Source organism: Hymenobacter endophyticus (assembly GCF_032464715.1).
In the GTDB taxonomy this organism is placed as follows: domain Bacteria; phylum Bacteroidota; class Bacteroidia; order Cytophagales; family Hymenobacteraceae; genus Hymenobacter; species Hymenobacter endophyticus.
In genome coordinates, this window is the sequence record NZ_JAWDJT010000001.1 from 362,665 (window position 1) to 385,371 (window position 22,707).

The following is a 22,707-nucleotide window of genomic DNA, read 5'->3' on the forward strand; positions in this document are numbered from 1 at the left end:
TACCTTTAACCCTGATTTCACTCATTCCCACCCAACCCCATCATGCAAATCAAAGAAGTTGTTATTGTAGCCGCCGTACGCACGCCCATCGGGTCGTTCGGGGGTAGCCTCGCGTCGTTAACGGCCGTTGAGCTAGGTGCCATTGCCTTGAAGGGGGCCCTGGACAAGGCCGGCGTTGAGGCCAAGGAAGTAGAGCAGGTGATTATGGGCAACGTTATTTCGGCCAACCTGGGCCAGGCCCCGGCCCGGCAGGCGGCTAAAAAGGCCGGCTTGCCTGATACCGTAGAGTGCACTACCGTAAATAAAGTGTGTGCTTCGGGCACCAAGGCCATCATGTTCGGGGCCCAGGCCATTATGCTGGGCCAGGCCGAGGTGGTACTGGCGGGCGGCATGGAAAGCATGTCGAATGTGCCCTACTACCTTGATAAAGCTCGTTTCGGAGCCAAATACGGCCACGGCCAGATGATTGACGGCCTGATGAAGGACGGCCTCTGGGACCCGTACCACGACTTCGCTATGGGCGTAGCCGCCGACCGCACGGCCACGCATTACGGCATCACCCGTGAGGAGCAGGACCAGTTTGCCCAGCAAAGCTACGAGCGGAGCGCCGCCGCAGCCCAGGCCGGCAAAAAAAAGGATGAAATTGTACCCGTAACCATTTCGGTACGGGGCAAGGAAACTGTTATCAGCGACGACGAAGAGTACACCAAGGCTGATTTTGCCAAATTTGGTGGACTTAAGCCTGCTTTCGGTAAGGAGGGCACCGTAACGGCGGCCAACGCCTCTACCCTCAACGATGGCGCTGCCGCCGTGCTGCTCATGAGCCGCGAAAAGGCCGAGCAGCTGGGCGTGAAGCCGCTGGCGCGCATCCGGGGCTTTGCCGATGCTGAGCAGGCACCCGAGTGGTTCACGACAACCCCTGCCCTGGCCATTCCGAAGGCCCTGAAAAATGCCGGCGTAGATGCTTCGGAAGTCGATTTTTACGAAATCAACGAGGCTTTCTCGGTGGTATCCCTGGCCAACAACAAGTTGCTGAACCTGGAAGGCACCAAGGTAAACGTGTACGGCGGAGCCGTGAGCCTGGGCCACCCCCTGGGTGCCTCCGGAGCCCGCATTGTCACTACGCTGCTGAACGTGCTGCAAAATGAAGGCGGCAAAATTGGCGTAACCGGCATCTGCAACGGCGGCGGCGGCGCTAGCTCCCTGGTAGTGGAGAAGCTGTAAGGCCGGTTGCTGATGGCTACTCGTTGATTGTTTCGTTGTACAAACAATCAAATCAAAAGCCCTGCTGCACTAGTTGCGGCAGGGCTTTTGTGTGGGTGAGTATCTCAGGGCGAAACCCTGGGAGAATACTACTTGCTGATTTCCCCCGTTCTTGCACCCATGAAACGATTGACTTTTGCCCTGCTCCTGCTGTCGGCCGCCTCGGCCCAGGCCCAAAAGCTGCGGCGTTTTACCACCTACTACGATTCTACCACCGCCCAGCGGCGCGAAATCTACTCCGCCCTGGTGGGAGCCGATACGGTTATGCAGGGCACGTACAAGCGGTTCTACCGCTCGGGTAAATTAGAGTCGCAAACCAGCTTTCGGGAGGGGAAGCGTGATTCGGCGTACGTGGAGTTTCATCCGAACGGGGGACATCGGCTGGAAGTAACCTACCAGGATGGAGTGCGGCAAGGACCCTTCAAAACCTACTACGACAACGGCAAGCTGGCCCAGGAAGGCTCCTACGCCGACGACCAGCCCACTGGCCTGCTGCGCTACTTCCACCCCAATGGGGAAATCAAGCTGGAAACTACGCTCACCAACGGGCAGCCAGCCGGCACCATTCGGGAGCTGTACCCCTCGGGCAAGCCCCGGGCCGAAATTACCTACCAGAACGGGCAGGCCACCGGGCCAGTGAAAACCTACTACGAGAACGGCCAGCTGCAAAGTGAGGGCACCTTCAACAAAGGCCTGCTGGCCGGGCCGTACAAAACTTACTACGACAACGGCCAGGTAGAAACCGATGTGCAGGCCGATAAGAGCGGCAAGGGTAGCTACCGCAGCTACTACCGCTCGGGTAAGCTACGCACCGAGGGCACCTATGCCCCCGCCACGCTGGTAGGCCGGGCCGTGAGAAACCCCCTGGCCGACGACCTCACCAAGCAGGCCCGCAACCTAGCCGGCGGCACCAGCAACCTCGATGGTCCGGCCAAATCCTACTATGAAAGCGGAGCCCTGAAAAGCACCCAAACCTACCGGCAGGGTGTGCTGACGGGCACCCAGCAGGATTTCTACGAGAGCGGTAAGCAGGAGCAGAAAATCGAGTACAGCAACCAGGGCCGCGACCGGCGCATCACGCTGTACTACGAGGACGGCATGGCCAAAGGCGAACAGCAGTACAAGAACGGGCAACCGGCCGGCGTGTGGCGCACTTTCCATGTGGGCGGCAAGCAGGTGGCCACCCAGGAAACCTACGTGAACGGTAAGCTGGCCGGTGAGCAGCTGACCTATTACCCCACTGGCACGCTGCAAAGCAAGCTGCTGCACGAGGCCGGCAAACCCGTCGGGTTGGGCCAGGAGTTTTACCCCTCGGGCAAGCTAAAGGCGGAAACCACGTATCTGAAGGGCCTCAAAACTGGTGATTACCGCCGGCTCCGCGAAGATGGCACCGCCGAGGTGACCGGCACTTTCCGCAACGGCAAGGAAAGCGGGATATGGAGCTATTTCGAGCCGGATGGCAAAACCGTGCAGGACAAGAAAACTTTCCGCAACGGGCAGGTAGTACCCGCCGGGGCGCCTGCGCCGGCGGTTCGGCCCATGCCCAGCCGCAAACCCGCGGCCCCGATAAAGCGCAAGTAGCCGCCAGTGCAACCTGTGCTGGTTCGGGCTGGCGGGGCAGGTTGTTAGGCTGGCTTGGTTGGCCACTGTGGAGTTGATGAATCCGACCTCAGCCGGACTGGCCCAGGTGGCGCTACAACCAAATGGTGAAGGCGGTGCGGCCGTTTTCCTGGGTTGCCAGCTGAAACCGAAAGTTGTGCTGCAGCAGAATGTCGCGTATGAGCGTGAGGCCTATGCCCTGCCCGTCGCGCTTGGTGCTGAAAAAGGGCGTAAACAGGCGGCGCTGCACCTGTGGGTCAATCCCCGGGCCGTCGTTTTCGATGCAGATGCTGGGCGGGCTCAGGCTGGTATGCACCCACAGGTTACCATCCTGGCCAATGGCTTCCAGGGCATTTTTGCAGATGTTGAGCAGGGCCTGTTCCAGCTGCAGCGGGTCCAGGGTGGCTACCAGGGGCGCAGTAGCCAGCTCCTGCTGCCACTGAATGCGCCGGTGAGTTACCTGCACCTGCAAAAGCCGCTCAATGGACCGTAGCAACTCGTGCACATCGGTGGGCTGGAGCTGGGGAGGCGGCAGGCGTACCAGGTTGGCAAAGCTGGCCGTGAAGTTGGCCAGGTGAGTGTTGCGGGTGATGGCCACGTCCAGGGCCTCCCGAAAATCGGTTTGGTCGTCGGGCGTGAGCTGGGGGGCGTAGTAGTGAAAACTCTGCAACAGGGAGTTAATGGCCCCAATGGAGTTATTCACCTCGTGCGACATCATCCGGATCAACTTCTCATAAGCCTTTTTCTCCTGCTGAATCAGCTCCTGCGTCAGCTCTTCCAGCACAATAAACTGGCGCTGAAAACCCCGGTCGATGAAGTGGGAGCAGCTGGCCCGGTAGGTTTGGAGCCCGGAGAGCTGCACCACGCGCGGCTCCTGGCTGGTGAGAGTGGCCAGCGCCGGCCCCCAATCACCGGGCAGGTGGGCCGGCGGCTGCCCCAGCAATTTTCCCGCGGGCTGCGCCAAAATTCGCTCGGCAGCCGGATTAACGCCCTCAATCCGCCCCTCAAACGAGAGCAGCAGCACCCCGGCCGGCGAGGCCTGAATGAGGCTTTCGAGCAGGTAGCTTTTCTCGTGCTGGGTTACGCGCTCCTTGCGCAGCTCCTCAATCATGTGGTTGTACACGCCAATCAGCTGGTCCATTTCCTGTTGACCCACGGGCACGAATTTCATGGAGAAGTCCCGGGCCCGGATAGCCTCCGTACCCGCCGCAATGAGCTGAAACGGCCGCACAAAGCCGCGGTACAGCTGCACCGTCAGCCCGATACTAAGCAGCAGCAGTGCTTCCAGCCCCACGAACAACGGCGCATTCGTGCGCATCACCTGGGCCGCCAGCACTAGCAGCACGGCATGAATGATGACGACAAACAGCAGAAACTTAACGCGCAGGGTCATGCACTCTGAGGAGTTAGGAGCTGGAAGTTAGGAGTAAAAGAATGTCATGCAGAGCCGGAGGCGAAGCATCTCGCGCGCTGATGTTGCAGGACTAATCTGACAACCGCACGCGAGATGCTTCGCCTCCGGCTCTGCATGACGTTCACTTACATCATTCTGCATCAAAGGGAATGGCGTATTTCTCCAGCCGGCGGTACAGAGCGCCCCGGCTGAGGCCCAGGGCTTTGGCTACGCGGCTGATGTTGCCGTTGTAGTGCTCCAGACTTCGCCTAATCATGTGGGCCTCCAGCTCATCCAGGGTAATGGTGCCGGGCTCGGGCAGCTCTCCGGCCTCGGCGGGGCGCGCGGGCAGGCGCTGAAACTGGGCCTGGAAGTCGTCGGGGCCCAGCTCATCCTTCCCCGATACCAGCACGGCGCGCTCCACCAGGTTTTTCAGCTCCCGGATGTTGCCAGGCAGCGGCTGTTCCTGTAGCCAGTGCATGGCGCGGGTGTTTACCTTCAGGGCGGGGCGGTTGTAAGTGGCCCGCAGTCCATCCACGAAGTGCTGCACCAGCAGCGGAATATCCTGGGGCCGCTCCCGCAGGGCGGGCAGGCGCACCGTTATCAGGTTGATGCGGTAGAATAAGTCTTCGCGGAAGCGGCCCTGCTGCACCATTTCGGCCAGGTTGCGGTTGGTGGCGCAAATCACGCGGATATCCAGGCGGCGGGGCTTACTGTCGCCGAGCACCTCGTAGGTGCGGTCCTGCAACACCCGCAGCAGCTTCACCTGGGAGGCCAAGTCCAACTCCCCGATTTCGTCCAGAAAAATGGTGCCGCCGTTGGCCAGCTCGAAGCGGCCTACCCGGTCGGTTTTGGCGTCGGTGAAGGCTCCACGGCGGTGCCCAAACATTTCACTCTCAAATAAGGAAGCCGAAATGCCGCCCAAATTCACCTTCACAAAGGGCTGGCGGCGGCGCTGGCTGTTCTGGTGCACGGCCTCGGCAATCAGCTCCTTGCCCGTCCCCGATTCGCCCTCAATCAGCACCGACGCATCGGTGGCGGCTACCTGACCCACATTGCGCAGCACTTGCAGCAGGCGCGCATCCTGACCCACAATGCCGCGTAGCTCGTACTGCTTATCAAGCTGGCGGCGCGAGAGGGCGGCGGGGTCGGTTTCCACGTCGGGCTCGTGCAGGGCCAGAATGGTGCGGATGGTTTGCAGCAGGGAGTCGTTTTGCCAGGGTTTGGTCACGAACTCAGCGGCTCCGGCCTTCATGCCTTCCACGGCCAGGGTGATGCTACCCCAGCCGGTAATCAGAATAACGGGCACAACCGGGGCCAGGCGCTTCACCTGAGCCAGTAGCTGCAGGCCATCGTGCCCGCTGGTATCCAGGGAGAAGTTCATATCCATGAGCACCAGGCGCGGCAGGGCATCCTGCACCAGGCGGAGCGCCTCGGCGGGCGTGGCTACGCTTTTGGCCGCGTAGCCGGCCTGCTTCAGCAGCAGCCCCAGCGAAGTGCGGACTGCTATATCGTCGTCAATAATAAGGATCATAGCTCAGCGTGGGCGAAGGACGGAAAAGCGGCAGAGAAATCGAGGAATCTGGGATGATTTCTTCTGCATAAGTGGACGTACTGAGTGCGTCCGATCAGCAAAGCTACTCTTCGCGCAAGGATACGGCCGGCTGAATACTCGCTGCAATCCGGCTGGGCTGAAACGCGCAGATGGCCGTGAGCAGAAAAATAAGCACGGTAGCCACCAGCATAGCCACCAGATACACCGGCGCCGCTAGGCCAAACACGCCCATCAACGGAAACTGCACGGCCAGCAGTAGCCCACCGGCCACGCCCAGCGTGGTAACTACCAGCATTTCGCCCAGAAACTGACGGCTGATGGCATTACCGGTGGCCCCCAAGGCCCGGCGCAGCCCAATTTCGGCTTTACGCTGGTTGATGTTGTACCAGAGCACTCCAAACAGGCCCAGTGCCACATTGAGTATCAGAAACAGGCCCACCAGTCCCAGTGCAATCAGGGGCGTCATCATGAACTTGAGCTTGTCCTTGCGGTTCTCGGCCAGGGTGTTCACGTTGGCATCCCAACCCTTGGTCACCTGCTTGATTTTGCGCACCAGCTGCTGCTCCAGCACCGCTCCGCTGCCAGGCTGCACCCGCACCAATAGCGTGGGCTGCTCGGAGTTACCCAGCCGGGCCGTATCCTGCAGAGCCCGCCGGATGAAGATGGTCGGCTCGTTAGAGGCAAAGTCGCTGCCGGCCCGGAAGGCATTTACCACGCCCACAATCTGCCACTGCGCATCGTGTTTGTCGTTGGTCATCACCTTGCCCACGGCCGATTCTCCCCCGAACATTTCGTCGGCGAAGCGCTGGTTTACCACCACTGTGAAGCGCGTAGTGGCATCGTCGCGCCGGTCATACCAGCGGCCGGCGGTTACGTTCAGGCCCAGCACGCCCACCGTCTCATCATCAGTGTCGTAGATTTCAGTGACGGGGGCACCTTTGCCTTTGTAGCGGTACTCGTCCGTGTTGTTGTTGCTGAAGGAAAAGGGCGTATTGCTCATCCAGGTAACGGCGGCCACGCCGGGCGTGGCTTTCAGCTCCCGCACCAGCAGCTGCAGCGTTTCCCGGCGGTTGGTGGTATCCTGGCCGGGGTTGATGTTGAACTCCCACACGTTATCCGCTTTAAAGCCCATAGGCTGGCGGTAATTGTAGTAATTGCTCACCAGCAGCACGCTCACCACAAACAGCACGAAGAACGACAGCAGAATTTCAGCCATCAGCAGGAAGTTGGACCGCTTACGGTTCCAGATCAGGGTAAACAGGTGACGTATCATAAGGCTACTTTTCTATTCTTCGTGCTCGAGTTATTTGCTGTCACTGCCCCCTTTCAGGGCCAATACCGGCTGCAGGCGCGACATTTTAAAGGCCGGATACACGCCCGAGAGCACCCCAAAAATCAGGGTAATGAGCATGGCCCAGCCAAAAATCCGCCAGTTAAGCCCGAAATGGGCGTAGGCCAGTACCTCAGCTCCCCCAATCAGCTGCAGGGCCACGTAGGCCAGTAGCAGCCCCAACAAGCCACCAATGGCCGTGAGGAAGATATTCTCGACCAGGAATTGCCCGATGAGTGTGCGGCTGGTGGCCCCGAATGCCTTGCGCACCCCAATTTCGGAGGAGCGCTCCATGATGCGGCTCACATTGATGTTCACCAGGTTCAGGGCCGGCAGCAGCATAAACAGCAGCGCCAGACCCGACAGAATGGAAAGTAGCAGCGCCAGACCATCGGAAGTATAGTTGGTAAACGGATTCATGAGTTGCCGCGAAAACGAAGCCAGCAGCGAGTCGGCGTACATCTGCAGGTACTGCATATTCTTCGGGTCGGGCAGGGGCACGCGCTTTACCATCTGGTTGAACTCGGCCTGCACGGCCGGAATATCGGCCTCCGATTTTGCTAAAATAATGGCGCCGCAGTCACCGTTCAGCTGCGCATTCTGCAGGTCATTGGGGCTGGTGGTTAGGGGCACCCACACATCGGCGTAGGAACTGATGCGCATGACGGGCACATCCTCTACCACGCCCTGCACGCGGTAGTTGGTTTGGTTTACTGCAATGGTGCGGCCCACCACACCCTGGTCGGTACCGAAATACTTGCGGGCCGTGGTGCGGTTGATAACGGCCACGTGCGCGGCCGATTTTAACTCGGCAGGCCCAAAGGGTTTGCCCTCGTGGAACGAGAAGTTCAGTACCTGCCAGAAGACATCATCCGTGTACTTCAGGTCTAGGTCGATGCGCTGGTTGCCCACGTAGCTGGGCGTGGCGTGGAAGTTGATGTAAACGGCCACTTTCTCCGGCGTTTTGAGCGGGCGCACATACTTATCCAGCAGGTAGTAGCTGGGAAACGAGTTCTGGTTGCCGCCGCTCGTCCACCGGATGTGGATGAAGTTGACGAACAGCATGCGGTTGAGGCGGGTTTCGGGGGCGTGGGCACCCACCGCGTGGTCGAACAGGGCCGCCACCACCAGCAGTACCATCAGGGTAAACGAAATACCGAACAGGCTGATGAAGGTGAAGAACTTGCGGCGCAGCAGCACCTTCCAGGCAATTTTAAGGTAGCTAAGCAACATGAGCGTAGGCGTAGGAAGTGGGGAGAGAAGAGTGAAGCGCCGTTACCTGCCGTTGCAGCAGAGCCCGGGCCTTGCTAAGCTGCGACTTGCTGGTGCCTTCCGTGATACCCAGCAGCGCGGCCACTTCGGGATGGGTGTAGCCCTCCAGGGCGCAGAGGTTGAACACCGCGCGGTAGCCAGTGGGCAGCGCCTGCACAAGCCGGAGCAGGTCGGCGGCCTGCAACTCCACATCGGCGGAGGGTTGCGGGGCAGACAGGTGGCGCACGTCGGCGGCTTCCAGGCTAAGCGTAAGATTTTCGCGGCGGCGCAGGAAGCTCAGGCATTCGTGCACCAGTATGCGCCGTACCCACCCGGCTAAACTGCCGGTGCCCGCAAACTGGTGCAGCCCCCAAAACACTTTCACAAAGCCCCGGGCCAGCACGTCTTCGGCATCAAACTGGTGGCGGACGTAGCGCAGGCACAGGGCCAGCATGCGGGGCGCAAACCGCTGGTACAGCTGCTCCTGGGCCGCAGCATTACCCTGGCGGCAGGCGGCTACCAAAGCAGCATCAGATAAAGGAAAGGCAAGCGTTTTCATAGCCGAAGGGGAATCCTGAACAGACTGGCAACTCGAAACGGGCGACTGGTAACTCAAGCCTAGCTCACCTGGCTGCCGTCGAAGAAGCGGATGAGGCGCTGGGTTTTGTGGGCCTGCTGCTCGTCGTGGGTTACCATCACAATGGTGGTGCCCTCCTGGCGGTTAAGGCTGAGCAGCAGCTCCATAATCTCCTCTCCCATCACCGAGTCCAGGTTGCCGGTGGGCTCATCGGCCAGGATAATTTCGGGCCGGCCGGCCAGGGCCCGGGCAATGGCCACGCGCTGGCGCTGCCCTCCCGAGAGCTGGCTGGGAAAGTGGCCGGTACGGGCACTTAAGCCCACTTTATCGAGGGCGGCGTAGGCCCGTTCGCGCCGCTCCTTGCCGCCCACGCCGGGCCGGTACAGCAGCGGCAGCTCCACGTTATCCAGCACCGAGAGGTCGTTGATAAGGTGGTAGCTCTGAAATACAAACCCGATTTTTTGGTTGCGCAGCGAGGCCAGCTCTTTATCGGAGTACGACTGCACCGGGCGGCCATCCAACTCAAGCAGGCCACCCGTGGGTTCATCCAGCAGCCCCATAATGCTCAGCAGCGTTGATTTTCCGCAGCCCGAAGGCCCCATAATCGATACAAACTCGCCCTTGTTGATGGTCAGGTTTACGCGGTTCAGGGCTACCGTTTCAATGGTCTTGGTCTGGTAGATTTTCTCAATGTCGCGCAGCTGGATAACGGGCTGAGTGGTAGCTACCGGCGCGGTACCGTTGGCATGGGGCCGGGTTGCGGTTGGGGTCAGAATGTTTTCCATGAGAAGCAGAGGAAGAAAGCGTGGAGGGCTAGAGAAACAAGGGGGTGTCCGGTTTTGGGCAATCCGATACTGGGGTTACAGTAGTATTGCCAAGTCGCGTGCCATTTGTATAAACACTTGTATTTCAGATATTTATTTACAAATAACTTTCTAATCACTTCGCATAAGCTGTCCAATTCCGGACAATGTGTTCGGAATTGCCAGTTATGGGTGCTACACCTGATCATTTTCCACTGAAAATGCTGGAGCTGCATCTGCCGGACAGCAAAAAAGCCGGACCTAAGGCCCGGCTTTTTCCATGTGTTAGTTGCGTTGGTGCTGGTTGGCTTCTAGTTGCAGTGTCCCGGGCCAATGATGCCGTTATTGTACGAATCCAGCTTGCCGACCAGGCCGCTGGTTTGGTTGGGAGCCAAGCTACCCGTAAATAGGTTCTTACTACCAATCAGCGCATCGGCCGCCGCAACATCGGCCTGCACAACCGTACCACTGCTGCCGTTGGCAATGTTTAGCTTGGCCGCAATCAGCTGGTGCGCCAGCGAAATGAGCCCGTTGCCGCGTACCGGTGTGTTCAGCACCGTCAGCAGTTGGGCTTTCGTGTAGGTGGTGGCACCAATTTGCAGGCTGGCTACCGGCCAGCGCTCCGAATGATTTTTCCAGTACCCGATGGTGTAAGTGCAGCGGCTGGTGGTAGGCGGCGTAACGCAGAAAGCGAGGTTATCAATGCCAATTGACCCATCCAGCACAACTTCAATGTACCCGACTCCAGCTGTGTTCTTTAAATCCACAATGCCCACCCCATCCGCGCCGGTATCGGGGAAAGTCGCGCTGCCAAGCAGCGTTCCGCCCTTGGCAGTATACATATTTACTGTCCCAACCTCTTGCTCCGAGGCTGTTTCTACATCGATGACGGTTAAGGAAGTAGCCGTGATGGTACCCACGTTTTTAAAATCGAAGGTGATATTGCCCTTCACGTCGTCATCGTTCGGGGTCAGGCCCCAATCAATGAAGTTTTGAATCACCAGAATATTGCCCAGCGGAACGCTGTTGGAGAGCGTGCCGCCAGCACCTACCCCGGGGCCACCGAAGGCCTCATTCGGGGTGCCCAAATCCAGATCCTCCCAGTGCGGTACTGCCGAATTAAACACCATGGCCGCTATTGGCTCACTGGAAGAGCGGGAGTTGTAGCTGGTCATCAGGATGGGGCCGCGGCCACCGTCGCTATATACCTGGCTTAGCAGGCCGGTGGCTTTTGTGAAGCTAATTACATCACAGGCCGGTTCTGCAACGGCATCTGCGTGTTGCGCTTCTTCCAGTTGAGAGGTAGGCACAACCTCCTCCCGTTGACAGCCCACCATGAGTATACACGCGGTGGCAAAAGCAAGTAACTGGTTATTTTTCATAAGTGATGATTGAAAAATTGGTGGAAATACTGACTGTCCCCCCAGTCCTATTCTCAGCTCCGACACAACTGTAGCTAGGCCTATGACACACATAATATATAAATTATTTACTAAAAATTTATACTTTTCTACCAACAGCACTGTGTGCTATACGTACTGGGCTTTGCGCACATGGCAACATACTCTCACCGCGTGGCCAAGGGCTGCTGGCGCTCAAAATCGTAGAGGGTGAGGGCGCGGATGCGGTAGTGGGCTACCCAGGCTGCACGCAGGGCCTGAATGTAGGCGCGGCGGGCCTGGTCCTTTTCGGCCAGGGCAATGGTGAGGTCGGTGAGGCTGATGCGGCCCACTTTGTAGGTGGCCTGGGCAATGGCGTAGCGCTGCTGGGCCAGGGAGTCGGCGCGGGCAGCCAAATCTAGCTGCTCGCCCAGGGTTGCCAGTTGGGTGGCCTGTACTTGCACGCTTAGCTCGAAGCTGGTTTCCTCCTGGGCCACGTCCGTCTGCACCTGCCGGCGGGTCAGCTCGGCGGTTTTTGTGACGGATTTCTGCCGGCCCCAATCGAGTAGCGGCATGGCAAACGTGAGCTGCACCTGCTGCTGGTTCTGCAGGGCAAGGTAGGTGTCCCAGAGGTTGCCGGCCTGGTTTACGTAGCCCAGATTGGCCGACAGCATGGCCTGCAGCCCGGTGGTACCGCGGGCCAGAGCCACTTCTCGCTCGGCCTGCAACAGCCGCCGCCGGAAGGCCAGCACCACGCTCCGATTCTGGCGGGCTTGTACCAGCGCCTGCTCGGCGGGCACCACCAGCCGGGGCGTGGGGGCCGGCACCGCGAGGCGCAGGGCATCGGCGCGCAGCCCGGTGTAGCTCTGCAGGCTTACGGCGGCGTTCTGAGCATCCAGTTGGCCCTGGGCCCGGGCCTGGCGGGCGTTCAGCAGGTTGAGTTCCAGCCGCAGCAGGTCGCTCTGGGAAAGGCGGCCGAGCCGGTACCGCTCCTTGCCAATGCGCAGCAGCTCCTCGTTGGCCTGCACATTCTGGCCGGCAACCTCAGCGTTTACCTGCTGCTCCAACACATCAAAATACAGCTCCGTGATGCGCTGGGCAATGGTTTCGCGCTCCTCCGTGTACTGGCGCTGGCTTTCCTCGTAGCGTAGGGGCTCAATCTGCCGGTCCCATTTCAGGCTATTGAATTTGCCGATGGGCTGGGTGAGGCCAATGGACACGGGCTGGTTGTTGTAGCGCTTCAGCCGGCCATTGAAATCATCAAACCGCTGCACCTCCGAGGCCACAAATACCTGCCCGCCCGTGAGGCCAATGTTCTGACTGACCGTGAGGGCCAGGTTGGAGTTGTTGATGCGCACGGCCCGGAAGTCGGTGGTACCATCAGGCTGCACCACGGGCGTAATGACGCGGCTGAAGCCCGGCACCGTGCCCTGCAGCCCCAGCTGGGGCCGGTAATTGGCCTGGTAGGTGCGCCACTGCCAGTAGCTTTTGTCGCGGGTGGTTTGGGTTTGCTGGGCCGCCGCCGACTGCGTGAGGGCCAGCTCAATTACCTGGTGTAAGGATAGCGGCGCCGGCGGGGTTTGCGCGAAGGCTGGCTGGCAGAGCAGCCCCAGCAGGGGCGCAACCAGCCGCATGAAAGGTTTCATGGCGTTGAGGTAAGCATACAACATGGCAACTGCGGGGAAGTGCGCGGGCTACTGTCCCGGCGTTGGGCGGGTGGCGCGGGCCACCGAGGGCAGCTCCCGTTTCAGGCACTGCTCCAACTGGGTCAGGCGGCTCTGGCTGATGTTTTCGTTTACCAGCAGCACCACGGCCACGTCCTGGGCCGGGTAGAGCACACAGCGGGTGTTGAAGCCGATGGACTGCCCATCATGGTAAATCCGGCGCTGGCCTTCCGAATCGGTATCCAGCATCCAGCCCAGCCCCATCCCAAATCCGGTATCAGCCCCGTAGGTGCGCTGGTGGGCCAGGCGGACGGCCGGCTCCCGCTCCTTGAGATTGGCGGCGGCGTACTTCAGCAGGTCGGCGGCGGTGGAGCTCATGTTCGGACCACCCCAGTAGCCCGTGTAGTTGGGATGCTGCTGGGGCTGCCGGCGCTTGTCGTAGCCGGTAGCGAAGCGCGGGTGCTCGGTGGCGGAAAGCACCCGCTTGGTGTCGGGCATACCGAAACGAGTGCGCACATACTTCGTCACCAACTGCTCATAGGGCTGCTGGTACACGCGCTCCAGCACCAGCTGCAGCACCAGCATGGCCACGCCGTTGTAGCGGTAAGTAGTGCCGGGCTTGGTTTCCAGCTGGAACCGGTGCATATCCTGCAGTAGGCTGTCGGCGGTGTATTGGTTGTAATAAGCTGTTCTTTCTACCAGACTCATGTTGCCTTGCCACTCCTTGCGGGCGGGGCTGTACACCTGGGCCACGCCGGGCATGCCGGACGTATGGTTGGCCAGGTGCAGCACCTGAATCGGCTGCCCTTCAAACGCCAGGTTCGCATACTGGCCCGGCAGATACTGGCGGATATCATCGGTCAGCTTCAGCTTTTTGTCGAGCACCGCCTGGGCCAGCAGCGTCCCGACAACCGTTTTGGCTACCGAGCCTAAGTCGTAATACGTGGAGGAAGTGGGCAGCCGCCCCGCGCCTTTCTCCACCTCGCCGTAGTTGTAAAACGCCATCTTGCCGCCCTGATAGATACCAATGGAAAGGCCCGCCGCATCCGGGTGTTGCATATAGAGGGTGGCGGCGCGGTGCACAGCCTGGTCCAGCACGCTTTTCTGCTGGTTGTCCGTTAGCGCCGGGGTAGTACGGGCCGTGGGCTGGGCAATGAAGTCGGAAATAATATAATCATCCAGCACGCCCGGGGTGGCGGCCACCAGCGTCACGCGCAGGTTCTGCTTTTCGCCGCGCCACTCAAACTCGTGCTGCTTGCCCTGGTCGCGCAGCGGCACGATGGCCGTAATTTGGCCGGTTTGGGCTTTCAGCTTTGCCAGGAAGTTGCGCATGCTGCCGGCCGACTCCAGCTGCCGCAGGGCCGCGCTGCTATATGCCTCACTGGCGGTAAAGTCGCCCCGGTTGAATTGCGCCACCAGCGTGTCGTTGAATTGCTGGTGAGAAGTAAAGCCGGGAGCCTGGGCCTGGGCGGATACGTTAGCCAAAGCAGCCGCCGAGAAAACGAGAGCAGCGGAAAGGGAGCGAAGCAGTAGCATGGGATAAATGGAAATAGAAGGAGACATGAAATAAGTGAGTGAAGGGGTTAGTCTTGAATGGTGAGCTCCGGGGTATCGAGGTAGTCTTTCATATCCGACACCACAATTTTCTCCCCCACCCTTAGGCCGCCGGTTACCTGCACAAAATCAAAGTTACTGTCCCCGAACTGCACGGTGCGGCGCACGGCCTTCCCGTCCTTCACCACAAACACCGGCTGCTCCTTGCCACCCTGGTAGAAAGGCCCATTCTTCACCCGCACCACGTTGCGGTGGGCTTTCGTTACCACAAACACATCGGCCCGCAGGTTGGCGCGCAGGGCCGGGTGGTGGTCCTGCTGCAGCGTGGCGTAGAAGGTTACCACGCCCTTTTCCACGGCCGGGCTGATGGTGCTGATGGTGCCGCGCAAATCGGTACCGTTGATGCGGATAACCACAGCATCCTGCAGGTGCAGGGCGTCGGCGTAGGCATCCGATATAGTGGCCCGCACCCGGAAGCGGCTCAGGTCGGCTACGCGGGCCAGCGGGTCGCCGGCCTGCACGGTGGTGCCCAGGTCCTCGTTCACCCAGGTGAGCACGCCGGGCTGCTGGCTGCTGATGTTGGCCTGCTGCAGCTTGCCGGCCAGCTCGGCAATGCTGCGGTCCTGAATCTGCATGGTGAAGCCCAGTTCCCGCACGTCGGCGGCGTTGGCAGCCCGCTGGTTCCGGATTTGCTCGCCCAAGCGCCGCAGTTCCAGTTGGGCCACCCGCAGGTTCAGCTCAGCCTGGCGGACGCTTTCGGCGGTGCCGCCCCCAATTTTGAGCAGGTACTGCTCGTCGCGGAGAGCCGACTGCAGGCTGCGCACTTTCACCTGCTGCACCTGCTCCTGGGAGCGAAGGTCGTTGAGGGCTTTTTCTAGACTGAGCTGCAGCTGGCCGTTCTTGTTGCGGTTCTGCTGCTGCTCATCCTGGAGCTTGGCCAGGGCCGTATTGGTTAATTCCCGGTCCAACTCCAAAATCGTCTGGCCCGGCTGCACCTTGCTACCCACGGCCACGGCCACCCGCCGAATGGTGCTGGGGATGGGGCTGGTAATGACGGCTTCGTGGGCCGGAATAATTACGCCGGCTGCCGTGAGGGCCGCTTCTACGTCGCCGGTTTCGGTGCGGGCCGTCAGGATGCTGCTTCGGTCGAGGCTGGGCTTAAGCACGCTTCGGAAAGCCAGCAAGCCAGCTACCAGCGCCAGCAGAACACCCGCCCCGAGCAACCAGCGGCGGCGCTGACGGCGGTTTTGGGTAGAAGTAGGTATAGCTCTGTCCATTTTCGCACAGGTAGAAGGAAGGTTCTACCCAACGTAGCCAATGGCCGTGCCATTTTTGCAAACGCCTTATTATCATCAATATACAAGTTCGTATACCTTCACAGAAAGTTGAAAATCTGTCCATTTCCGAACAGGCTGTCCGGTACTGTCCGGGGCTGATGGCCTGCTGCGCAACTGCGCACAGATAAAGCCCCGCGCTGACGCAACGGCTCCGGAAGCAGTATCAACTGATTGCGGACTTTATGGGTAGCTGGCGGGCACTCGGCATTTCGGTCCTGGCACGTTCCCGTGATGAACAAGCGTGCGGGGGTTTGAAAGCCGCATTATCGGCCGTTAGTGCTCATGAAAGCGGTTTGGCTGGCGACCAGCTACCGCCAGGAAGAATATGGTAAAAAATATATACCGCCGGGCAACCCCTTGGAGTTGGCTATCATCTACCCCCCTGTCAGCCAGCAATTCCTGGTAGGCGGACTTTGATAACTGAGCGTTGTTTTCGAACAACTTCGAAGCACTAAAACACAAGACTTTCGAGGAAACATAAAATTAATTTCATCAGTACCTTGCGTTACATAGTACCTTTGCTTACCTTTGAAACGTTGATTAGATAAAGTACTGGCCGCGCCGCTGCTCCCTCACCGGGGCTAGACGCGACCCGCCCCGAAAACCACCTTGCGCCAACCGGGCCGGGTGTTGGGCCCCGGCCGGAAGCGCCTGCTTCCCTGCTGCCGCCCAGCGTTTTTCGGTTATCTGGCACCCGCTTTTCCGGCGGTTTGTGCCCCTGCTCATCACGCTTGAATTTCTGGCAACCATGCTACCTCCGGCGGAACCGCGGCCACCGGACCCAGCCTCTCCTTGCCCGATTTTTCCTCAACCACTCCCTTCCTATGACTTCCTTCCTGCCTTCTGGCCGGGCCCTGCGGGGCCTGGGGTTCCTTGCTATGCTCTTTCCGCTGGCTGCCGCGGCCCAGCAGCAACCCACTGGCACCGTAAGCGGTATCCTGCTCGACCAAGCCAACAGCCAGCCCCTGCCATTTACCAACGTTATCCTGCTCCGCGCTCAGGATTCCAGCTTTGTGGCCGGGGCCGAAACTCTCGAAAACGGCTCGTTTGCGCTGGAGAAGCTGGGGTTGGGCTCCTATCTGCTCAAGGCGTCGGCGGTGGGTTACCAGAACTGCCGCCGCTCGGTGCAGCTCACGGCCACCTCACCCGCCCTGCGCCTGGGCACCGTAAAGCTGGCTCCTATTGCTACTCAACTGAAAGGCGTGACGGTAACGGGGGAGCGAGCTACCGTGGAAAATGAGCCCGGTAAGCGCGTTATCAACGTGGAGAAAGACCTGGCCAGCGTGGGCGGCATGGCCACCGACGTGCTGCGCAACGTGCCCTCGGTGGCCGTGGATGCCAACGGCGCAGTGAGTCTGCGCGGCTCGGCCAACCTCACCATCCTCATTGATGGCAAGCCCTCGGGGGGCAGCAACGGCGGCACCGGCCTGCGCCTCGACCAGATTCCGGCTTCCCGCATCTCCCGCATTGAGGTAATTACCAACCCCTCGGCCAAGTACGATGCCCAGGGCACGGCCGTGCTGAACGTGATTCTTAAAAAGCAGACCAAAAACGGCGTAAATGGCCAAGCCAGCCTGCTGGGCGGCACCGGCGACAAGTACAACGCCAGCCTGAGCCTGAACAAGCACCAGGGCAAAAGCAATCTGAGCCTGAGCTACGACCGGCAGGATGAGTATTACCGCAACCGCAGCAACAACCGCCAGACCTCCGGCGACGTGACCACCCGCCAGGATGGCACCGGCCGGGAGCGGAACGACTCCCACTCCCTGCGCCTGGGCCTGGATTATGAATTGACGCCCGAGCAGAGCCTGAACCTGAGCGTGTCGCCGACCTGGCAGCACGAGCGGGACCTGAGCCTGCAGCAGCTCAGCACCGAGCGAACCGGCCAGCCCACCACCACCCAGCTAGGCCGCCAGGAGCTGAACGTGGATGTGCGGGTGCTGGAAAACGTGGGCAGCTACCGCCGCACCTGGGAAGCCCACAAAGGCCGCGAGCTAACGGCCGTGGGTGGAGCGGTTCTCATTGATGCCGAAGTGCCCGTAACTCAAACGCTGGAAGCTGGTGCCCTCAGCGGCTGGCGGCAGCAGATGGATGTGCAGGCCCGGGTGTATTTCGCCCAGCTCGACTACACCCACCCACTGGCCGGCAACAAGGGCAAGCTGGAAACCGGCCTGAAAGTGCAGCAGCAGCGCAGCAACGGCACCGCCGACCTGTTCGCCTTCCAGCCCGACGCCCCCGGCCAATACGTGCGGGACCCGGCCCGGTCCCTGGCCTACAATTTCCGCGAGACGGTGCCGGCTGCTTATGCCAACTTCCAGCGTGGCTGGAACGGCTGGAACACCCAGGCCGGCCTGCGCACCGAGTATACCAACACCAGCGGGGCCGTAAACGGCGGCCAAGGCAAGTTTCAGCTCGATTACCTGGGCCTGTTTCCCACCGCCAGCATCAGCCGGGGCCTGGGCCGCGCCGACTCCACCAAGGGCGGGGCGCAACCCCAGCAGATTTCCTTCAGTTACGCCCGCCGCCTCAACCGGCCCAACTTCATGCAGCAGCTGGCCGTGCCTCTGTACCAAGACCCGCGCTTCTACCGCCTCGGTAACCCGGCTTTGCGCGCCGAGTTTAGCCACAATCTGGAAGTGGGCCACCAGCTGAGCCTGCCCGGCGGGGCCGAAATTACCACTACCCTGTTCGGCCGCTTCACCAACAACGCCATTCAGCGCCTGCGCAACGTGGATACGGTGGCTACCAACCGCAACCCGGCCGCCGGGCTGGTGCTGGTAGAAACCTACCGCAACGCCGGCACCACCGCCAACGTGGGCCTTGAGCTAACCTGGGCCCAGCCCCTCACGGCCTGGTGGCGCGTGCAGGCCAGCGGCTCGCTCTACCGCACCCAGTTCCAGACCAACGCCGAAAACACCGTGGACCGCCGCGCATTGGCCGGCAACGTGCGCCTCAACCAAAACTTCACGCCCACGCCTTCCCTGGATGTGCAGCTGACCGGCCAGTACAACTCGGCCATCCTCACGGCCCAGGGCCGCCGCCTGGCCTATGGGGGCATTGATGTGGCCCTGCGCCAGCGCCTGTGGCAGAACCGCGCCGCCCTCACCCTACGCGTATCCGATGTGCTCAATACCCAGGTGCGCCGATCCATTGTCGATTCGCCAGAGCTTACCGCCAACCTCTACACCAAGCCCGAAACGCGGGTGGGCTGGTTGGGCTTCACCTGGTACGTGGGTGCCTCCAAAGCCAAAGCCGGCCGCATTGACGGCGCGCCCAAAGGCGGAGGAGGGGGCTTCGGTGGGTAATTCGTAAGCAGCCTGCGGTTGTACTCGCTCCTTGGTTTCCACTCGCTTTGTGGTGGAATTACGCCCCGAAAAGCACTACCTGGTATTGGCTTCGGGCTCGATTAACCTTGTTTTTTCAGACCGCCCTCGGGGCTTTCAGGCGTGCGTTGCGCCGGTTTCCCAGGCTTCGGCAGCGGCCATTTTTCGCCATCCTTTTTTTCCGTACTGCCATGAAAACGTCCTTTGCTTTCCGCGCCCTGCTGGGCTTCTCCCTCCTGCTGGCTACCGCCGCCCACTTGCCCGCTCAGGCCACCGATACCGCCCCGCGCCGGGGTACCGTATCGGGCCGCTTATTCGATGGGCAAACCCAGGAGCCCATTCCCCACTCCTACGTGGTAGTGCTGCGCGCCGCCGATGGCCGCTTTGTGAAGTCGGTAGAAACCGATGCCAACGGGCATTTCCGGGCCACCGGACTACCGCTGGGCACCTACACGGTGCGTACCACGGTGCTTGGCTACCACAAGGTTGGGCCGGTGCTGGCCTTGCGCGCCGGCCAGCCGGCTCACGCCCTGGGCACCGTGGTGATGGTGCCGCTTAACATGCCCCTGGTTGCCCGCGCCGACAAAAAAGCCTGGGCTAAGCGCAGTGCGCCGGTTGCGGAGCTGGAACCCCGCCGCCCCGCGGTGCGCGTGCGTTCCTAGCCAGTTAACGCTTCCGGTAGTCCCGGCCCGGTTATCTGCTTGCTCCCGGAGTAAGTAGGTAGCCGGGCCGGTTTTTATTGCCCGGAGTAGCACGAGCTTTGTAGTTCGCGTCCCTGCGCTGTTAGAGCATTAGCTTATAGGGTAATAACATCGTTCCGGGGCGCGAACTGCAAAGTTCGCGCTACTGCTCCGGCGTAGGCGCTTACCTTCGCAGCATTCTGCTTCCCGAATTTCTATGTCGGCTTTCGTTGCTTTTATTCTGCTGCTGATGAGCGGGACGCTGGTACCCGTTAACCGCCGGTTTCAGCAAACGCCGGGCGGGGTACGCATATTTGTGGTGTCCAACGGCTTCCATACCGACGTGGTGCTGCCGCTGCAAGAACCCCGCACCGGCCACAACTGGCTGGGTGCGCTCAGCCAGCCTACCCTTACAACGCAGTTTGCACGCTACCCCTACGTGGCGTTTGGCTGGGGCAATGAGCGGTTTTACCTGGGTTCCATGGGTGGTAAGTTTCCGGGACCCAGGGCCATTGCCGGAGCAGTTTTTCCCTCGAGGACGCTCATGCACGTCAATTTCTATCGGGCTGCGCCCGATTCTGGCTCTCACGTAGTGCCCCTGCGGATTTCGGTGGAGCAATACCGCCAACTCACCGCCTACGTGCAGCAGGGTTTCCGGCCCGATAGCCTGGGCCGGGTGCAGCTGCGCCAACCCGCTGGCTACACCCCCAAAGACTTCTTCTTTCTGGGCACCGGCCGCTACCATGCGCTGCGCACTTGCAACGACTGGACCAACCGGGGCCTGCGCCGGTCTGGGCTCCGGGCTGCCCTCAAAGCGCCGCTGGCAGGCTCCGTGTTGTTTCAGGTGCGGCGGGCGGCCCAGCGCTAATGGTTGGAACGGCTTTGAGTAGCCCGTAGCTATACTATCCGAAGAAGGGCTTGTAATACTCTAATAAAAATAGAAGTAGCCTCCTTTTACTACAATTTGGGCGCAACCCTCAGCTAGGTAGGCAGTGTATGCATCTCACTCGCTCCGCTCTGCCTAATCTGTGAAAACATGCTTGATGTCCACCGTGAAGTTTTACCAAACGGCTTCCTGTTAATTCTTTCCCCCGACGCTGCTTCCTCGGATGAGGTAAAGCTGACCCGGGCCCTGCACCGGGCCAGCCGCAGCGAAAAATCGGCCATTCTGGTTGACTTGAGTCTGGTTGATTCCTTGACAAGTGAAGCCATTGACCTGCTGCTGGCTTACGCCTTTATCCTGCACGCCCAGCACCGCCGCCTGATTTTGTGCCACGTACCGGAGCCGGCCCAGCACCATTTTCTGTACCTGGATGCTGCCTCCCAGCCCCTGCTAGTGCCCTCCTTGCTGGATGCCATCCAGGAAATTGACTTTGAATCGGGCCAGAATCGGGCGGGTACACCCAGCCTGTGGCCGAGTTAAGCAGCCAAGAGCCGAAAACTCGGCAGAATCCGCGAATTTTGCGGCCGTATTTCCGCATTTCGTTACCCTCCTGATGAGCGCCCAGAAACCCAGCATTCCGCAAGGCACCCGCGACTTTGGCCCGGCCGTAGTGGCCCGCCGCAACTATATTTTCGGTGTAATCCGCCGTGTGTTTGAGAAGTTCGGCTACGCTCCACTCGAAACGCCCACGCTCGAAAACCTCTCGGTGCTGACCGGCAAGTACGGGGAAGAGGGCGACCAGCTGCTGTTTAAAGTATTGAACTCGGGCAACTTCCTGAAAAAGCAGAAAGGCGAGGTTATCAAGGAAGAAGTGACCCCCGACGACCTGCTGGCCGGCCCCAAAAAGGTGCTGCCCAAAATTGCCGAAAAGGGCCTGCGCTACGACCTCACCGTGCCCTTCGCCCGCTACGTGGTGATGAACCGGGGCACCCTTACCTTCCCCTTCAAGCGCTACCAGATTCAGCCGGTGTGGCGCGCCGACCGGCCCCAGCGCGGTCGGTACCGGGAGTTTTACCAGTGCGACGCCGATGTGGTGGGCACCGACTCGCTGCTCTGCGAGGCTGAAATTGTGCTGATGATGTCGGAAGTGCTCAATACGCTGGGCCTCACCGACCACACCATCAAAATCAACCACCGGGGCGTGCTGGGCGCGTTCTACAAAGCCCTGGGCGGCGAAGGCACCGAAACCGACCTGTTTACGGCCATCGACAAGCTCGACAAAATTGGGCGGGAAGGTGTGGAAAAGGAGCTGCTGGAACGCGGCTTCTCGGCCGCCGCCACCGAGCGTTTGTTCGACCTGCTAAGTGTGGGCGGCGACTTTGAGGAGAAGCTGGAGCGGCTGCTGGCGGCTTTCGTCACGGCCGGCGTGGCGCCCGATAATGCCGACGGCTACAAGGGCCTGCAGGATTTGCAGCGGGTGCTGGCTTACCTGCGCGGCTTCGGCTTCGAGAAGTGGCAGAACCTGGAGTTTGATGTGACCCTGGCCCGGGGGCTGAGCTACTACACGGGCTGCATCTTCGAAATCAAAATTAACAACGTGAACATGGGCAGCGTGAGCGGCGGGGGCCGCTACGACAACCTCACTGGGGCCTTCGGGCTGCCGGGCGTGTCGGGGGTGGGCTTCTCCTTCGGGGTTGACCGCCTCTACGACTGCCTGGAGGAGCTGCAGCTGTTCCCCGAGGCCGTGGCCACCACCACCCGCTGCCTGCTGGCCAACTTTGATGCGGAGAGTGAGCTGGTTGTGCTGCCTGTGCTGCGCCACCTGCGGGAGGCGGGTGTTGCCAGTGAGCTGTACCCTGAGCCGGGCAAGCTGGGCCGGCAGTTCAAGTACGCCGATGGTAAGGGTATCCCCTACGTGCTCATTCAGGGTCCCGAGGAGCGCGCCGCCGGCCAGTTCAAGCTCAAGACGCTGGCTACCGGGCAGGAACAGGTGGTAACGCTGGCCGAGGCCACCCGCCTGCTGGCCTAGCTGCCCCCGCGGCCTAACGGCATGTTAATTGGTGCGTGAATTACGGATTTTCCTTTCCGTGATTCACGCACTTTTTGTTGCGCTGCA

Annotated in this window: 17 protein-coding genes; 7 read left to right on the forward strand and 10 right to left on the reverse strand. The window is 60.6% G+C overall.

The features are described from left to right. Window positions 1-42 precede the first annotated feature (42 nt). Window positions 43-1,224 (forward strand): acetyl-CoA C-acyltransferase, encoded by a 1,182-nt coding sequence (locus tag ROI90_RS01495; RefSeq protein WP_315996567.1) that lies wholly within the window; start codon window positions 43-45, stop codon window positions 1,222-1,224. 159 nt (window positions 1,225-1,383) lie between these two features. Beyond that, on the forward strand, window positions 1,384-2,844 hold the full coding sequence (locus ROI90_RS01500) for a toxin-antitoxin system YwqK family antitoxin (protein WP_315996568.1): 1,461 nt from the start codon (window positions 1,384-1,386) through the stop codon (window positions 2,842-2,844). Between the two features lie 112 nt (window positions 2,845-2,956). Here the strand turns inward: ROI90_RS01500 and ROI90_RS01505 are convergent, their stop codons facing one another. The 10 genes from ROI90_RS01505 to ROI90_RS01550 form a co-directional block, all read right to left on the reverse strand. Beyond that, on the reverse strand, window positions 2,957-4,255 hold the full coding sequence (locus ROI90_RS01505; RefSeq protein WP_315996569.1) for a sensor histidine kinase: 1,299 nt from the start codon (window positions 4,253-4,255) through the stop codon (window positions 2,957-2,959). A gap of 151 nt (window positions 4,256-4,406) precedes the next feature. Further along, window positions 4,407-5,789: a sigma-54-dependent transcriptional regulator gene (locus ROI90_RS01510; RefSeq protein ID WP_315996570.1), complete on the reverse strand. Its 1,383-nt coding sequence runs from the start codon at window positions 5,787-5,789 to the stop codon at window positions 4,407-4,409. A 103-nt stretch (window positions 5,790-5,892) separates the two neighbouring features. Next, window positions 5,893-7,083, reverse strand: coding sequence for an ABC transporter permease (locus tag ROI90_RS01515; protein WP_315996571.1), 1,191 nt, complete (start codon window positions 7,081-7,083; stop codon window positions 5,893-5,895). 30 nt (window positions 7,084-7,113) lie between these two features. After that, complete coding sequence (locus tag ROI90_RS01520) at window positions 7,114-8,373, reverse strand: ABC transporter permease (protein ID WP_315996572.1); 1,260 nt, start codon at window positions 8,371-8,373, stop codon at window positions 7,114-7,116. Then, entirely contained in the window at window positions 8,363-8,950 is a 588-nt protein-coding gene (locus ROI90_RS01525; protein WP_315996573.1) for an RNA polymerase sigma factor, read from the reverse strand. Before ROI90_RS01525 ends, ROI90_RS01520 begins: the two co-directional genes overlap by 11 nt. Window positions 8,951-9,009: 59 nt before the next feature. Continuing rightward, window positions 9,010-9,753 (reverse strand): ABC transporter ATP-binding protein, encoded by a 744-nt coding sequence (locus ROI90_RS01530; RefSeq protein WP_315996574.1) that lies wholly within the window; start codon window positions 9,751-9,753, stop codon window positions 9,010-9,012. Window positions 9,754-10,082: 329 nt separating this feature from the next. After that, entirely contained in the window at window positions 10,083-11,081 is a 999-nt protein-coding gene (locus ROI90_RS01535) for a hypothetical protein (protein ID WP_315996575.1), read from the reverse strand. Between the two features lie 257 nt (window positions 11,082-11,338). Beyond that, a complete protein-coding gene (locus tag ROI90_RS01540) occupies window positions 11,339-12,796 on the reverse strand; it encodes a TolC family protein (RefSeq protein WP_315996576.1) in 1,458 nt (485 codons plus the stop codon). Window positions 12,797-12,844: 48 nt separating this feature from the next. After that, entirely contained in the window at window positions 12,845-14,377 is a 1,533-nt protein-coding gene (locus ROI90_RS01545) for a serine hydrolase domain-containing protein (protein ID WP_315996577.1), read from the reverse strand. A 20-nt stretch (window positions 14,378-14,397) separates the two neighbouring features. Beyond that, the gene (locus ROI90_RS01550) at window positions 14,398-15,645 is read right to left on the reverse strand and encodes an efflux RND transporter periplasmic adaptor subunit (protein ID WP_315996578.1); all 1,248 of its coding nucleotides are present in this window, start codon (window positions 15,643-15,645) and stop codon (window positions 14,398-14,400) included. Between the two features lie 884 nt (window positions 15,646-16,529). Here ROI90_RS01550 and ROI90_RS01555 point away from each other — a divergent pair. From ROI90_RS01555 to hisS, 5 genes are all read left to right on the forward strand, one after another. After that, window positions 16,530-19,010 (forward strand): outer membrane beta-barrel protein, encoded by a 2,481-nt coding sequence (locus tag ROI90_RS01555; RefSeq protein ID WP_315996579.1) that lies wholly within the window; start codon window positions 16,530-16,532, stop codon window positions 19,008-19,010. 209 nt (window positions 19,011-19,219) lie between these two features. Beyond that, window positions 19,220-19,690 (forward strand): carboxypeptidase-like regulatory domain-containing protein, encoded by a 471-nt coding sequence (locus tag ROI90_RS01560; protein WP_315996580.1) that lies wholly within the window; start codon window positions 19,220-19,222, stop codon window positions 19,688-19,690. Window positions 19,691-19,925: 235 nt separating this feature from the next. After that, complete coding sequence (locus ROI90_RS01565) at window positions 19,926-20,576, forward strand: DUF2459 domain-containing protein (RefSeq protein WP_315996581.1); 651 nt, start codon at window positions 19,926-19,928, stop codon at window positions 20,574-20,576. A gap of 168 nt (window positions 20,577-20,744) precedes the next feature. Beyond that, complete coding sequence (locus ROI90_RS01570) at window positions 20,745-21,131, forward strand: STAS domain-containing protein (RefSeq protein ID WP_315996582.1); 387 nt, start codon at window positions 20,745-20,747, stop codon at window positions 21,129-21,131. Window positions 21,132-21,204: 73 nt separating this feature from the next. After that, window positions 21,205-22,620: a histidine--tRNA ligase gene (hisS, locus tag ROI90_RS01575; protein ID WP_315996583.1), complete on the forward strand. Its 1,416-nt coding sequence runs from the start codon at window positions 21,205-21,207 to the stop codon at window positions 22,618-22,620. The last annotated feature ends 87 nt before the right edge of the window (window positions 22,621-22,707 follow it).

Bases quoted from the DNA above. Each gene is read 5' to 3' on its own strand.
- ROI90_RS01515 (WP_315996571.1), bottom strand. From the start codon at position 7,083: ATGATACGTCACCTGTTTACCCTGATCTGGAACCGTAAGCGGTCCAAC.
- ROI90_RS01545 (WP_315996577.1), bottom strand. From the start codon at position 14,377: ATGTCTCCTTCTATTTCCATTTATCCCATGCTACTGCTTCGCTCCCTT.
- ROI90_RS01530 (WP_315996574.1), bottom strand. From the start codon at position 9,753: ATGGAAAACATTCTGACCCCAACCGCAACCCGGCCCCATGCCAACGGT.
- ROI90_RS01525 (WP_315996573.1), bottom strand. From the start codon at position 8,950: ATGAAAACGCTTGCCTTTCCTTTATCTGATGCTGCTTTGGTAGCCGCC.
- ROI90_RS01555 (WP_315996579.1), top strand. From the start codon at position 16,530: ATGACTTCCTTCCTGCCTTCTGGCCGGGCCCTGCGGGGCCTGGGGTTC.
- ROI90_RS01510 (WP_315996570.1), bottom strand. From the start codon at position 5,789: ATGATCCTTATTATTGACGACGATATAGCAGTCCGCACTTCGCTGGGG.
- ROI90_RS01505 (WP_315996569.1), bottom strand. From the start codon at position 4,255: ATGACCCTGCGCGTTAAGTTTCTGCTGTTTGTCGTCATCATTCATGCC.
- ROI90_RS01570 (WP_315996582.1), top strand. From the start codon at position 20,745: ATGCTTGATGTCCACCGTGAAGTTTTACCAAACGGCTTCCTGTTAATT.
- ROI90_RS01520 (WP_315996572.1), bottom strand. From the start codon at position 8,373: ATGTTGCTTAGCTACCTTAAAATTGCCTGGAAGGTGCTGCTGCGCCGC.
- ROI90_RS01540 (WP_315996576.1), bottom strand. From the start codon at position 12,796: ATGAAACCTTTCATGCGGCTGGTTGCGCCCCTGCTGGGGCTGCTCTGC.
- ROI90_RS01495 (WP_315996567.1), top strand. From the start codon at position 43: ATGCAAATCAAAGAAGTTGTTATTGTAGCCGCCGTACGCACGCCCATC.
- ROI90_RS01500 (WP_315996568.1), top strand. From the start codon at position 1,384: ATGAAACGATTGACTTTTGCCCTGCTCCTGCTGTCGGCCGCCTCGGCC.
- ROI90_RS01550 (WP_315996578.1), bottom strand. From the start codon at position 15,645: ATGGACAGAGCTATACCTACTTCTACCCAAAACCGCCGTCAGCGCCGC.
- hisS (WP_315996583.1), top strand. From the start codon at position 21,205: ATGAGCGCCCAGAAACCCAGCATTCCGCAAGGCACCCGCGACTTTGGC.
- ROI90_RS01565 (WP_315996581.1), top strand. From the start codon at position 19,926: ATGTCGGCTTTCGTTGCTTTTATTCTGCTGCTGATGAGCGGGACGCTG.
- ROI90_RS01560 (WP_315996580.1), top strand. From the start codon at position 19,220: ATGAAAACGTCCTTTGCTTTCCGCGCCCTGCTGGGCTTCTCCCTCCTG.